Source organism: Streptomyces sp. ADMS (assembly GCF_033441795.1).
In the GTDB taxonomy this organism is placed as follows: Bacteria; Actinomycetota; Actinomycetes; order Streptomycetales; family Streptomycetaceae; genus Streptomyces.
Genome location: NZ_JAVFVX010000084.1, coordinates 22,674 through 34,882 on the forward strand (window position 1 = coordinate 22,674; position 12,209 = coordinate 34,882).

A 12,209-nucleotide genomic window follows, 5' to 3' on the forward strand; every position below is an offset into this window, starting at 1 on the left:
GCTGCCGGCCTTCCTCCGCGAGACCTGCGACTGTGCCCACCTGCCGCCGTACGGCTGGTCCGTCCCGGCGCTGGTGCTGCTCGCGGAGAGGTCTGCGCCGGACTCGGCGCACGCGGCGGGTACGAGGCCGGACTCGCCCGTGCCGTACCGGTACCGCGCGAGGCGCTCGCGCGCAGGCCGGCCGGGATCGCACTCGCGGGCCGGCCGGTGGAACTGGCCGGGCCCACCGAACGGGCCATGGGCCCGCCGGCGTTGGCCAGGGCGACACCGCGGCGGCCCTCGGACACTTCCGCCGGGCCGGACACCTGGTCGTCGGCAGCTCACCACCCCGGACGGCCCGCCTCAGGGCGAACGAGGCCCGCGCGCCGCTGCGCGAGAAGGGCGGCGCATGGTGGTCCGAGGATGCCGAGGCATGAAGGAAGAGGCAGTGGGATCAGCCGGCGGTCGTACGGCCGATCGACTCCACCAGCGGCAGCAGCCGGTGCGGAACCCGCTCGCGCAGCGCCACCTCGGTGCGGGTGCGGACCACGCCCGGCACGCTGATCAGCGCCTGGATCACGTCCTCCAGGTGAGCGTTGTCCCGGGCCACGACCCGCGCGAGGAGATCACCGCCGCCGGCGATCGAGAAGGCCTCGACGATTTCCGGCACGGCCGCCAGCGCGTCCCCGACCTCGTCGAGATGGCCCTGGGTGACCTCGATGTGCACGAACGCGAGCACGGGGTGACCGAGCGCCGCGGGGGAGAGGGAAGGACCCGTGCCGGTGATCACGCCGTCCCGGTCGAGGCGGTCGAGGCGGGCCTGGAGGGTGCCGCGCGCGACGCCGAGGAGACGGGCGTACTCGCGCACGCTCGTTCCGGGCTGCTCCAACAGCAGTCGCAGAATGCGGGTGTCCAGCTCGTCGACGGCCATCGCGCCCGGCCTCCTCGTACATGGTCCGTTGGCTCGGCGGTGAACGGCTGCGGACCGATATGTCTGTGCCAATGGCCCATCCTAATCGACCTCACTTGAGCCAGTGGTGGCAGTAGTGCTGCAATGTCCCCCGTCGATGGCGCTGCGGACTCCGCGGCGCCTTTTGTATGCCGAAACCAGTGGGGCGGGACAGCAGTGCTGAAGAGGGTGTTCCTGGCGCCGGACCCGGGCCGGACCCGGCTGCGGTTCGCCGCGCGGGCCGTGCTCGGCATCGGGCTGGCCGTCACCGGCTGCGGCCTCGCCGGGCACTCGCTCACCGGGGCAGTGACCGGCGGACTCGCGGCACTGCTCGCCCTGTTCACGGTCACCGACGCCACGGTGCGCGGGCAGGCGGTCACCACCGCGCTGCTGCCCGCCGTCGGCCTCCCGGTCCTCGCCGCGGCGGCCGCCCTGCACGAGCACCCGGTCGCCCGCGGGCTCGCCTTCCTCGCCGTCGTCGGCGCGGGTGTCTACGCGCGCCGCTGGGGACCGCGCGGCCACAGTCTGGGCGTCTTCGCCTTCATGACCTTCTTCGTCGCCCAGTTCCTGCGTTCGGGACCGGAGCAGCTGCCCGAGCTGTACGCCGCCGTCGTCCTGTCCGTGCTCACCGCCTCGCTGGTGCGCTTCGGGCTGTGGTGCTACGAGCGCCGCACGCCACCGCCGGCCCCCGCCGTCCCGGCCGGCGAACGCGGCCTGGCCCGTGCCACCACCCGTCAGGCCGTCCAGGCGACGGCCGCCGCGGGCTTCGCGCTGGTGGTGGGCCAACTGGTGTCCGGGGACCGCTGGTACTGGGCTGTCGGCGCAACCTGGTGGATCTTCGTGAACACCACCTCGCGCGGTGAGACCCTGCTCCGCGGCTTCCGCCGCATCCTCGGCACGGTGCTTGGCATCGCGCTCGGCCTCGTCGTCGCCGTGCCGGTGGCGGGGTCCGCCGTCCCCACGGCGGTGCTGGTCGCCGTGTGCGTGTTCGGCATCTTCTACTCGGCCGCCGTGTCGTACACATGGATGATGCTCTCGGTCACCCTGCTCGCCGAACTGCTGTACGGGCTTCTGGGCCTTCTCGACCCGGCACTGCTCGCCGTACGGCTCGCGGAGACCGGTGTCGGCGCCCTGGGCGCCCTGCTGGCCGTGGTTCTCGTGCTGCCGATCACCACGCACGCCACCACCGACGCCTGGATCCAGCGCGCTCTGCGCTGCGTCCACGACTGCACCGCCGAGGCCACCGCCCGGCTCGCCGGGGCGTCCTGCGACCCGGCACCGCGCGTGGCCGAACTGGAGCTGCTGCTGGGGCGTGTCCGGCTCTCGGTCGCGCCGCTCGTGCATCCGTTCAACCCCGTGCGCGCCCGTAAGCTCCGGGCGCGCCGGGTACTGGCGCTCCTCGACGACTGCGCCCGTGAGATCCGCGGCCTGGCCGCCGTGGCCGCCGACCCGGAGGCCTCCCGCGACGTCCGGCTCGCCGCCGCCTGCCGACGCGTGCAGGCCGCGGTGGAGGCGCTCACGGAGGGCCGCGCCGACCCCGTGACGGCCCCCGCCGGCCGGCCCCAATCCGCCGAGCCCGCCCTCGCCCATCTGCACGGCCTGGAAATGGCCCTGGCCGAGCTCGCCAAGCCGCTGCGCGGCCCGTCGGGTTCACCGCTGGTCGGGGCCTGAGGTTCGCTCTCGCACGCCGGACACGCCGAGGGCCCGCTCCCGGGAAGGAGCGGGCCCTTCGGCGTACCAGGTGTTCCGGCCGTCGTACTTCGCCCTACGGGGTTGCTGCCCGGGTCAGCGCACCGGGGCGCCCTGAGACTGCTGCGGGGCGATGCCCAGTGCCGTCGTGTACTTGGCCAGCGCCAGCTTGCCGATGGCCGGGTACGGGCCGAGCGGGTCGGAGGAGGCACAGCCCGCCTCCGTGGCCGCGGCCTCCAGCAGACCGGCGTCGATCTCGGGGCCGATCAGATACGGGGCCAGCGCGAGGTTCTGCGAGCCCGAGGCACGTAGCTGTTCGGCGATGGCCGCGATCGAGCCGTCCTCGTCCAGGGCCGCCGCCATCACCGGTACGGCGAGGCGCGCGGCGAGCAGCATGCCCGTGATGCCGGCCGCCTGCACGGCCTCCTCGCCACCCACGGAAGCCAGGATGATGCCGTCCGCGGCAGTCGCCACGGTGAACAGGCGGGCCCGGTCGGCGCGCGCGAGGCCCGCCTCGGACAGCCGTACGTGCAGTCCCTCGGCGAGCAGCGGGTGCGGGCCGAGGACATCGGTCAGGTCGGCCGCGATACGGCTCTCCATGACGGCCTGACGGACCCGGCGCAGCAGCGCGCCGTCCGGACCGGCGAGCAGCGGCACGACCACGGCCACGGGCCCCTCGGGCTCCTTGGCGTCCACTCCGGCGGCGCGGGCCTGCTCGTAGCGGGCGGTACGCTCCTGCGCGGTGTGCGTGAGCACGGACTGGAGCGTGGGGAACTCCGCGTCGTCGCCGTCGAGGTACCCGATGCGGGCGTCGAGGCCGGGGAGTTCGGAGCGGGCGATGCTCACGACCTCCTCGGCGAGGCCACGCGTGGCGGCACTGGGCGTGCCCGGCACCGCGAGGACGAGCGCGGGCGCACCCTCGGGAGCCGCCACAGGCTCGGGACGGCGGTGCCGGCCCGGCTGGCGGGGGCGCGGCATTCGTACTGGCAGGCCGGCGGGCCCAGTGGGGGAGCTCATGGCGCCGCATGTTACTGGCTTATTGGGCTCCCCTGTTCGGGGAGGGTGCAGGTGAGCGGTATCCGTCCGCTTTTGTCTGATGAGTTACGTACAGACAGAAGTGATCGGTACGTAACGACTTCTCCTCCGGGCGAGGCCGGCGGACTCGCCCGCCGCGGTGCTTCGGTGCTGGTCAACGCGCGGTGTGGTCAGAACCCGGTGCGATGACGGAACCTGCCCGGCAGAGGGGACGAGTCGTGACCTGTCCGGCAATCGGGCAGCAGGCTCGCATGTCGGTCGTTCTGGTCCGTATGTCGATCAATACGTGTGCTGTTCGGTCGTCCACGTCTCCGGTCCGGTCAGGACGGGCGCCGGTCCACGGGGGCGGCGCCTGCTGTGCTTGTGCGGGGCCCCGGTGTGTGCCAGTAGGGTGACGCGCTGTGGCACCACGACCCTTGCATGAACTTGTTGAAGCAGGCTGGGCGAAGGCTCTTGAACCTGCGGCCGAACGTATCGCTGCGATGGGGGACTTCCTCCGGGCCGAGATAGCGGCCGGCCGGACCTACCTTCCGGCTGGGGCGAATGTCCTGCGGGCCTTCCAGCAGCCGTTCGACGACGTCCGTGTCCTGATCGTCGGTCAGGATCCCTACCCCACGCCGGGGATGGCCATCGGGCTGAGTTTCGCGGTGGCGCCCGAGGTGCGTTCGTTGCCGGGCAGTCTGGAGAACATCTACCGGGAACTGCATACGGACTTGGGGCTGCCCCGGCCGTCCAACGGTGATCTGACGCCGTGGACCGAGCAGGGGGTGCTGTTGCTCAACAGGGCGCTGACGACGGCGCCGCGCCAGCCGGCCGCGCACCGTGGCAAGGGGTGGGAGGAGGTCACCGAGCAGGCCATCCGGGCATTGGTGGCGCGTGGCAAACCGCTGGTGTCCGTCCTGTGGGGCCGGGATGCCCGCAATCTGCGGCCACTTCTGGGGGATCTTCCGTCGATCGAGTCCGCCCACCCGTCGCCGATGTCGGCGGACCGTGGTTTCTTCGGTTCGCGGCCGTTCAGCAGGGCCAACGACCTACTGGTGCGGCAGGGCGCTCAACCGGTGGACTGGCAACTGCCGTAGGCCGCAGTGGGCGCTGTCTCCGAAAGCGGCGGGATTGTCGATGCCGGACATCGAGAGGCTGGGACGGCCTCCGGCGAGCTGGGAACCGCGGCGCACAGTGATTCCGCCTCGCCGGGGCGACCACGGCCGGGCGGCATCCCGACCGGCGCGGGTGGCGAGGCCGCTGCCGCCGTCTTCGCGGCGCCCTGCCCAGTCGTCGAGGTCGAGGGCCGCTTCCAGCGGCTTCCTGGCCCCGCAGGCCCGTAACCAGCTCTCCAGGAGACCGGCTCTTCAGGCCCGTCGGCCCGTCCGTCGCATCGCTGCGGCCCTACGGTGGAGAGGTGATCAAGGGCTCTGTGGGAGGAAAGTACATGGAGATCGTCGCGTACGGCGTCCTCGCGGACGAACAGCCGCTGCTGCAGGACGCGTTCGAGCGGGAGTTCGGCGGCCGACATGAACTGCGCTGTCTGGGGCTGTTCTTGAACCGGGACACCGCCCCCACCGCTGCCGGGCACGAGGTGGTGCTCAGCAGCGTCAACGACACCCTCGACGGGGACGTGCTGCGCGCGCTGGCCAGGGGCGGCACGAGGATGATCGCCCAGCGGGCCACCGGCTACAACAACATCGACCTGGCCGCAGCCGAGGAGCTGGGGCTGACCGTGACCCGGGTGTCGTTCTACTCGCCGTACTCGGTGGCCGAGTTCGCCTGGGCGCTGGCGCTCGCCGTCGACCGGCGGATCGTGCGGGCCGCGCACCGCACCAGGGAGTTCGACTTCCGGCTCGACGGGCTGATGGGCCGCGACCTGCACGGCCGGACCGCAGGGGTGGTGGGCACCGGCAAGATCGGGGTCGCGTTCGCCCGGATCGCGCACGGCTTCGGGATGCGGCTGCTGGGCTGGGACATCACCGAGAACCCAGACTGCCTGGCCCTGGGCATGCGGTACGTCGAGCGGGAGCGGCTGTTCGCCGAGGCAGACCTGGTCAGCCTGCACGTGCCGCTGCTGCGGGACACCCACCATCTCGTCGACGCCCCTGCCCTGGCCCTGATGAAGGACGACGCGGTCCTGGTCAACTCCAGCCGCGGCGGGCTGGTGGACACCGACGCGCTGCTGGAGACGCTGCGCGCGGGGCGGCTGGGAGGGGTGGGCCTGGACGTGTACGAGGAGGAGGCCGGGGTGTTCTTCCTCGACAAGTCGCTGGAGGTGATGACCGACGAACGCCTCGCGCGACTGATGACCTTCAACAACGTGCTGGTCACCTCGCACCAGGCGTACTTCACCCGGGACGCCGTGGGCCAGATCGCCGAGACGACCGTGGGCAACGTCGTGGACTACTTCGCCGGCCGCACGAGCGACAACACCCTTGTCCCCCGGCACGAGACCGGCGCCGGGCGGTGACCGGGCACCCTCCCACGCCGGACCGCCGACGTTGTGAAGCCCGCCGGCAAGCCGTCCAAAGGCGCTGAGGGGCAGGCGTTCGCACCGTGCGGTCAGCGCACCGCCCCGGCCGCGCCCGGTTTCCCCTACGGCCTGCGCACTGTCTGCTGAGTGTCTGGCGGAGCATGTGACTGCCCCGACGGGCACCGCTCCTTGCCCACTGGGCGGCCCTCCCCGGTGAGGCCGTGCGGCAAGGGTCACCCTCGGCCGGTCCGGGGCCACGACAGGGGCCCGGCTGTCGAACGGACCTTGCGAAGCGGGCCGTTGCCGCAGTCCGCGGCCTGCCTGGTCACAGGGCCCAATGGCCTCGGTCGGGGACCTGCGGCCCCTGCACAACCGCCCCCCGGCACCGCCACGCTGGGGTCACATTCCCGTTGAGGAGGCAGAAATCATGGTCCGCAGTGTGGTCGTAGGTCTCGATGGCTCGGCCGAGAGCCGTGCCGCTGCCGAGTGGGCGGCCCTCGAGGCGAAGCGGCGCTTCCTTTCGCTCAAACTGGTCCACGTCTGGGAGGCGGTCCCCGCTCCCATGGCCCTGGCGCCGCTCCTCGGTGTCGACACGCAGCAGTACCGGAGCGAGGACGTCCCGCGTGAGGCGGCCGCAGAACTTCGCTTGCGGCACCCGGGGTTGGACGTGATCGTGGATCAGGTCGTCGGCCGGCCGGCCGGGTTGCTGACAGAGGCGGCGAAGGAAGCCGCGCTGCTGGTCCTCGGCTCCCGAGGTCTGAGCGGCATCGGCGGATTCCTCGTCGGTTCCGTGGGCCAGGCCGTCGTGGCGCACGCCGAGCGGCCGGTGGTTCTTGTCCGTGCCGGGGAACAGGCCGCAGACGGGAACGCGATGGATCCGTCCGGAATCCCGTTCGCCGGGACCCGGTTCGGGCCCGTCGTCCTCGGGCTCGACACCGACAGCCCCGACGACGCGGTGATCACGTTTGCCTTCGAGGCGGCCGCCCGTCGTGTGACGCCCCTGCGGATCGTGCACGCCTGGAACCTGCCGCCGTACTTCGCGTACGGACTGCCCGCCGACCCCGAGCTCAACGCCCTGCTGGGAAAGCAGGACGCTGCCGCGCTGGCCGAGGTGCTGCACCGCTGGAAGGAGAAGTACCCGGCCGTCAAGGTCGTCGAGGAGTCCCGCGCCGGCAGTCCCGCCGTCCAACTGGTCGAAGCCTCCCGGGACGCGTCCCTGGTCGTCGTGGGCCGACGGATCCGCCGCAGCCCCGTCGGCGCGCACCTCGGCCCGGTCACGCACGCCGTACTGCACCACGCGACAGCCCCGGTCGCCGTCGTCGCGCACGGCTGACGCAGCGACCCATACACCGGCGCTCTGCCCCTGGACACCCGCCTGGTGAGCGGCAGCCACGGCAGTGCGCTTCGCTTTCGAGGAGGCAGGGCGGCGTCGGGTGCCGCTGAAGACCGTGCGGGCCTGGCGATGCCCCGCGCACCGGACCACTGGCCTTCCGCTGTCGGCGGGTGGGCCCGCTCGCCTGTGCGAGGGTCGGGCGGATGTGTTACTGGGTGCGTGGGCGCTCGGTCGGTTTGAGCGGGGCCACGGTCCGGGCGGCACGCGGGTCGAGATGTTCCGCGGCTGTTTGACGGTGCCGCCCTTGTCTGCCGCGTCCCAGCCCGCGAAGACGACGACCGGGCGGGCGCCCTTCGCCCCCCGTACCCGCTCACGCAGTGTGCGCCGCCGTGCTCAGCGGGTGGCTGACAGTGGATCCTCGCCCAGTGCCTGTTCCGCTGTCCTGCGCGGGGAGGGCGGTCCCTCCGGTCCGTATCCGACGCGGAGGAGGATCTGGGCGTGAGCACGCCGGTCGCCGGGGGCCCGTCCCATCTGGTCGCGCAGATCCGGCCACTCCAGTGCCTGGTGCAGCAGTGACGCGCGCACGCCGTGCGCGGTGGCCACCAGCAGGACGCGTTCGAGCGCCTGGCCGGCGCGCAGCCAGTCGGCCCGCCGGTCGTGCAGTGTGGAGAGCACCAGGAGGGTCGGCCGCGTCTCGAAGGGGCGGGCGGCCAGCGCGGCCGGGTGCCGGTGGGCACCGAAGTCCCGCATGGGGAGCCGGTTCAGGAAGTCCTGCGGGCCCACCGTGCCGGGCGGCATGCCGAGGGCCGCGTCGTTCGGTTCGTGCACCCAGCGGCGGCTCTCCGTCGCCCGGTCGGGGTCGGCCGTGTTGCGCTGCTCGGCCTCGCGGGTGAGCTGCAGCAGGACGTCGGTCTCGGCCGGCTCGGGACGACTCAGCAGGGCGCCTTCGGCATGGGCGGCCTCGGCGAGCTCCGTCAGGACGGTGGTGGGCAGCGGCCGCTCGGCGTAAGGGAAGCGGCTGCTGCGTCGACGCCACAGTGCGTCGTACAGGTGCGGTGTGGAGGAAGCGCTGGTGGGGCCGCCGAGCCGCACGGTCGCGAGCAGATCGGGCTCATCGGGCCGGGGCAGCAGCCGGGTCACCGGCTCCCGCCCGAAGTGAGCAACCCCCACCCGGAGGTTGAGCACCGCGCAGCCGACGGAGAGGTGCAGGGCGCGCCCGGACGGATCGATGTGGCGCAGCCCGCGTTCCGCTGCGGCACGGATCTCCAGCGTGACGGTGTCCGGGGCCAGCCGGAACCGCCAGGGCTGGGTGTTGTGGATCGAGGGGGCGGCAACGGCCGCGGAGACCAGGTCCTCAAGGGTCGGGACAGTGAGATCCGTGGAGTGCATCGGGAACTCCTCCCGCCCTGCGCCGTCGGGGCGGCGGGGCTTGTCGTGAGCGGATCTCAGCGTGACGTCCACGTGCGTGGCGCGAGGAGGGGCCGTACGGCCCTGTCCGGTTCCGAAGGGCCCGACTTCACTCCGCGGGATCATCTGACCGGGGCCGCCGGCCGCACCGGGGCCGACTGGTCCTCTGGCGCCTGGAACACGGGGACCGGAACCGCACCGGACCAGGTGGAGCGCCGCCAGATCACCGTCGTACTCCTGGAGACGGCGCCGACCATGGTGAGCGACCTGGGTTCCGGCGGACGGCCACGAGTAACTGGTGTGTGCACCGGTCACCCGGTGGACGCGCCGGTGCGGGTGTCCCTGGAGGCGTCCTTTCGAGGCTTCTTCACTCGTGGTGAGTCATGACGGCGACGCGGTGCCGCTCTCGATGTGACCTGACGGGGCTGTGGCCGACCCGGAGGAACCGCCGTGCTCGGCGAGGTCGAACTCCACGTTCACGACGCCCTCGACGGCCCGCACCAGCCGTGCTGCCACGGGTACCAGAGATGTGTCCCGGATGCGACCGCTGAGCGTCACGACTCCGTCCCGCACCCTCACGTGCGCGGTCGACGCCGGGGTGGGGAAGAGGTACGACACGACCTCCCGGCGGACCTCCTCCGCGATGTCCTCGTCGTCGCGCAGAAACACCTTCAGCAGGTCGGCGCGGCTGACGATGCCCTGCAGTACGCCCACGTCGTCGACGACGGGCAGCCGCTTGACCTTCGCGTGGGCCATGGTCCGCGCTGCCTGGGCGAGCGTCGCGTTCGCTTGGACGGTGACGGCCGGCGAGGTCATCAGCTCCCCGGCTGTCACCGCGCCCGCCTTCTCCAGGTCGGACAGGCGCCGCAGCTGGGTGTACCGGTCGGGGTCGGTGTCGCGGAACTCCTCTTGGGCAGCAGGTCGGCCTCGGAGACGACCCCGACGACTCGGCCCTCACCTGCCAGCACGGGCAGGGCGCTGACCTTCCACTCCTGCATTGTCCGCACGATCTCCTCGAAGACGGCCGCACGGCCGATGGCGGCGACCGTCGTGCTCATGACGTCGCTCACGATGTGCGGGTTGCCGTGCATCATGCCTCCCTGGGGATTCGGTTCGTGGATGACGCGGTCACAGGAGGCTGCCGCTGCCGTAGGGGGCGTACAGGTCGAGCAGCCGGGTCCGGGCCGAGCGCAGGCGGTGGGCGAGGACGTCGCCCAACCAGTGGGCGACGCTCTGACCGAGCACGGGGTCGTCCTTGCACATCGACCGGATCGCGGTGGCGTCGAACTCGTATGCGCGTACCGGGCTGGTCGCCTCGGCACCCAGGTGCCAGGCGTGCGGGACGAACAGCCAGGACCAGCCGATGAGTTCGTTGTGTCCGAGCGTCTCGATGACGGCCGCCCGGCGCCCGGGCACGTGCATGTCCAGGGTGACGGTGCCGGTACGGATGATCCAGAACCGATCTGCCTTGCCACCCTCCTCGAAGAGACGGGTGCCCTGGGGGAACGAGACCTCCCGGGCGTAGCGCATCAGCCGATGCCGGTGCTCCGCGGGCAGTGCCCGCAACATGCCGGCCGTGGCGGGAGCGTTCATGACGTGCCTCCGATCAGGGTGGACGAACCTGCCGGGTCCAGCGTGGTCTCGTGCCTCCTCGTCGGCCATGGGCCACCCGGCCCCCCGGGCCGGGCCGCCCGGTACCCCGTGAGAGCCCTTGGGCCCCCTGTGCCGGAACGTGCCGTGCGGTTCGATGAAGTAGGGAGACAACCCGTTGGAAGGGGGTGTTCATAGTGGGTACGTCACTGACCCCGGAGTTCTGGCGGCTGTTCGCCGCCCTCCTGGTGATCGCCATGGCGGTCACCTTCGCGCTCAGCGCCGCGCTCGACGCGCTGGTGGTACGGGCACAGCGGCGCCACATCCGACGCCGGCCGACGGCCACGCGGACGACCGAGGCGTCCCGCCGGCCCGTTCGGCCCCTGGTTGGTCACTGAGGGGATGCCGGTACGCGTGTGAGTCCTCAGGACACCCGATCGGGGCCGAAAGGGTCCGTGAAGGGCCTGTACGGCCCCTGTGGACAAGGCCGTTCTCGCGCAACGCTCGGACCAGAAGAGCAAGCAGGCTCGGACGGAGGAGGCAGACGGCATGGTTCGGCAGGTCACCGCAGGAGTTGACGGTTCCACCGAGAGCCTCGCGGCCGCGCACTGGGCGGCCCGGGAAGCACTGCGCCGCGGAGCGTCGCTGAGGCTGGTGCACGCGTGGACGTGGCACCCTCGCCCGTCCTCCTCCGTACCGGCGGAGGCGAGTGAGGGCGACTGGGCCGAGCGGACCCTGGACCAGGCGGTCATGAGCGTCCGTGCTGCACACCCCGGGGTGCGGATCGTCGACCGGTTGGTGTCCGGGTCCGCGGTCGCCACCCTGCTCGCGGCGGCCGAGGAGTCGGAGTTGCTGGTGCTGGGCTCCCGCGGGCTCGGCGGGATCGCGGGGTTCCTGGTCGGCTCGGTGTCCCAGCGGGCCGTCGCCAGGTCCCCGCGTCCCGTGGTGCTCGTCCGCGCGGGTGAGACCGCAGCCGACGAGCACCTGCCGGCCCCGGACGGTGTCTCTCCGGAGGAGATCCCCGGGCTCCCGTACCGCGATGTCGTCCTCGGGCTGGACATCCGACGCCCCTGCGACGAACTGATCGAGTTCGCCTTCGAGGCCGCCCGCCGTTCCGGCGCCGCACTGCACGTGATCCACGCCTTCACCTTCAGCGTTCCGTCGGCCGACGGCGCCGACCTTCGTGCGGTCACGGACGCCGGGCCGGAACTGCTCGCGGCACAGGAACGCGCCGTTCTCGCGACGCTGCGTCCGTGGTGCGAGAAGTATCCGGAGGTCTCCGTGACCGCGACGGTCTCCGAAGGGCGGGCGGCCACCGCGCTGGTGCGCGCATCGTCCGGAGCCTCCCTCGTTGTCGTGGGACGCCGCGTCCGGAACGGCCACCTCGGAACGCACATCGGGCCCGTGACGCACGCGGCCCTGCATCATGTCGGCTGCCCCGTCGCCGTCGTACCGCACGACTGAACCGGCTTTCCAAATAAGCCCGTTGGCTTCCGGCACCACCGGCACCACCGGCACCACCGGCGCCTCACGGCCACCGCACCGGGGCGATCGCCCCGGTGCGGCCGTACAGCAGGCGAACACCGACCGGGTGGCCGGCTCGACGTGATCGGCCGCACCTTCCACGGACCGCTGTGCGCACCAGAGTCTCGCCGGTGACGAACCGGGTCCTGGGACCGCCACGGGAGTGGCCGGTCCCAGGACCCGGTTCGTGGGTGGCGTCCGGCCAAGTGGTGTAGCGGATCAAGGCGCCGGAATCTGCAGGTCAT

12 protein-coding genes and 1 pseudogene are annotated in these 12,209 nt (G+C 72.2%); 8 read left to right on the forward strand and 5 right to left on the reverse strand.

Translation table 11 applies throughout. From position 1 onward, the window contains the following. Positions 1 to 433: 433 nt before the first annotated feature. A complete protein-coding gene (locus tag RB628_RS29165; RefSeq protein ID WP_318323520.1) occupies positions 434 to 910 on the reverse strand; it encodes an Lrp/AsnC family transcriptional regulator in 477 nt (158 codons plus the stop codon). Between the two features lie 195 nt (positions 911 to 1,105). Here RB628_RS29165 and RB628_RS29170 point away from each other — a divergent pair, with 195 nt between their 5' ends. Continuing rightward, a complete protein-coding gene (locus tag RB628_RS29170; protein WP_318323521.1) occupies positions 1,106 to 2,599 on the forward strand; it encodes an FUSC family protein in 1,494 nt (497 codons plus the stop codon). Between the two features lie 114 nt (positions 2,600 to 2,713). Here the strand turns inward: RB628_RS29170 and RB628_RS29175 are convergent, their stop codons facing one another. After that, positions 2,714 to 3,634 (reverse strand): hypothetical protein, encoded by a 921-nt coding sequence (locus RB628_RS29175; RefSeq protein WP_318323522.1) that lies wholly within the window; start codon positions 3,632 to 3,634, stop codon positions 2,714 to 2,716. 419 nt (positions 3,635 to 4,053) lie between these two features. On the opposite strand from RB628_RS29175, the gene RB628_RS29180 reads away from it, so the two are divergent. The 3 genes from RB628_RS29180 to RB628_RS29190 all read left to right on the forward strand — a co-directional run bounded on the left by RB628_RS29180 (position 4,054) and on the right by RB628_RS29190 (position 7,443). Continuing rightward, entirely contained in the window at positions 4,054 to 4,731 is a 678-nt protein-coding gene (locus tag RB628_RS29180) for a uracil-DNA glycosylase (RefSeq protein ID WP_318323523.1), read from the forward strand. Between the two features lie 350 nt (positions 4,732 to 5,081). Further along, a complete protein-coding gene (locus RB628_RS29185) occupies positions 5,082 to 6,107 on the forward strand; it encodes a 2-hydroxyacid dehydrogenase (protein WP_318323524.1) in 1,026 nt (341 codons plus the stop codon). A gap of 430 nt (positions 6,108 to 6,537) precedes the next feature. Further along, a complete protein-coding gene (locus tag RB628_RS29190; RefSeq protein ID WP_318323525.1) occupies positions 6,538 to 7,443 on the forward strand; it encodes a universal stress protein in 906 nt (301 codons plus the stop codon). 393 nt (positions 7,444 to 7,836) lie between these two features. Here the strand turns inward: RB628_RS29190 and RB628_RS29195 are convergent, their stop codons facing one another. Continuing rightward, positions 7,837 to 8,832: an Acg family FMN-binding oxidoreductase gene (locus RB628_RS29195; protein WP_318323526.1), complete on the reverse strand. Its 996-nt coding sequence runs from the start codon at positions 8,830 to 8,832 to the stop codon at positions 7,837 to 7,839. Positions 8,833 to 8,877: 45 nt separating this feature from the next. Between RB628_RS29195 and RB628_RS29200 the strand changes: the two genes are divergently transcribed. Continuing rightward, positions 8,878 to 9,237, forward strand: coding sequence for a hypothetical protein (locus RB628_RS29200; RefSeq protein WP_318323527.1), 360 nt, complete (start codon positions 8,878 to 8,880; stop codon positions 9,235 to 9,237). Here the strand turns inward: RB628_RS29200 and RB628_RS29205 are convergent. Both RB628_RS29205 and RB628_RS29210 read right to left on the reverse strand, forming a co-directional pair. Beyond that, positions 9,232 to 9,941: pseudogene (locus RB628_RS29205) on the reverse strand (CBS domain-containing protein). The gene RB628_RS29200 and the pseudogene RB628_RS29205 sit on opposite strands and share 6 nt — an antisense overlap. Positions 9,942 to 9,978: 37 nt before the next feature. Continuing rightward, entirely contained in the window at positions 9,979 to 10,443 is a 465-nt protein-coding gene (locus RB628_RS29210; protein ID WP_318323528.1) for a cyclic nucleotide-binding domain-containing protein, read from the reverse strand. Between the two features lie 194 nt (positions 10,444 to 10,637). Between RB628_RS29210 and RB628_RS29215 the strand changes: the two genes are divergently transcribed. The 3 genes from RB628_RS29215 (at position 10,638) to RB628_RS29225 (ending at position 12,049) form a co-directional block, all read left to right on the forward strand. Next, positions 10,638 to 10,838: a hypothetical protein gene (locus tag RB628_RS29215; protein WP_318323529.1), complete on the forward strand. Its 201-nt coding sequence runs from the start codon at positions 10,638 to 10,640 to the stop codon at positions 10,836 to 10,838. Between the two features lie 151 nt (positions 10,839 to 10,989). Then, positions 10,990 to 11,904, forward strand: a complete 915-nt coding sequence (locus tag RB628_RS29220) for a universal stress protein (RefSeq protein WP_318323530.1) — start codon at positions 10,990 to 10,992, stop codon at positions 11,902 to 11,904. 22 nt (positions 11,905 to 11,926) lie between these two features. Continuing rightward, complete coding sequence (locus tag RB628_RS29225; RefSeq protein ID WP_318323531.1) at positions 11,927 to 12,049, forward strand: hypothetical protein; 123 nt, start codon at positions 11,927 to 11,929, stop codon at positions 12,047 to 12,049. Positions 12,050 to 12,209: the final 160 nt, after the last annotated feature.

Bases quoted from the DNA above. Each gene is read 5' to 3' on its own strand.
- RB628_RS29165 (WP_318323520.1), bottom strand. From the start codon at position 910: ATGGCCGTCGACGAGCTGGACACCCGCATTCTGCGACTGCTGTTGGAG.
- RB628_RS29175 (WP_318323522.1), bottom strand. From the start codon at position 3,634: ATGAGCTCCCCCACTGGGCCCGCCGGCCTGCCAGTACGAATGCCGCGC.
- RB628_RS29185 (WP_318323524.1), top strand. From the start codon at position 5,082: ATGGAGATCGTCGCGTACGGCGTCCTCGCGGACGAACAGCCGCTGCTG.
- RB628_RS29190 (WP_318323525.1), top strand. From the start codon at position 6,538: ATGGTCCGCAGTGTGGTCGTAGGTCTCGATGGCTCGGCCGAGAGCCGT.
- RB628_RS29195 (WP_318323526.1), bottom strand. From the start codon at position 8,832: ATGCACTCCACGGATCTCACTGTCCCGACCCTTGAGGACCTGGTCTCC.
- RB628_RS29210 (WP_318323528.1), bottom strand. From the start codon at position 10,443: ATGAACGCTCCCGCCACGGCCGGCATGTTGCGGGCACTGCCCGCGGAG.
- RB628_RS29220 (WP_318323530.1), top strand. From the start codon at position 10,990: ATGGTTCGGCAGGTCACCGCAGGAGTTGACGGTTCCACCGAGAGCCTC.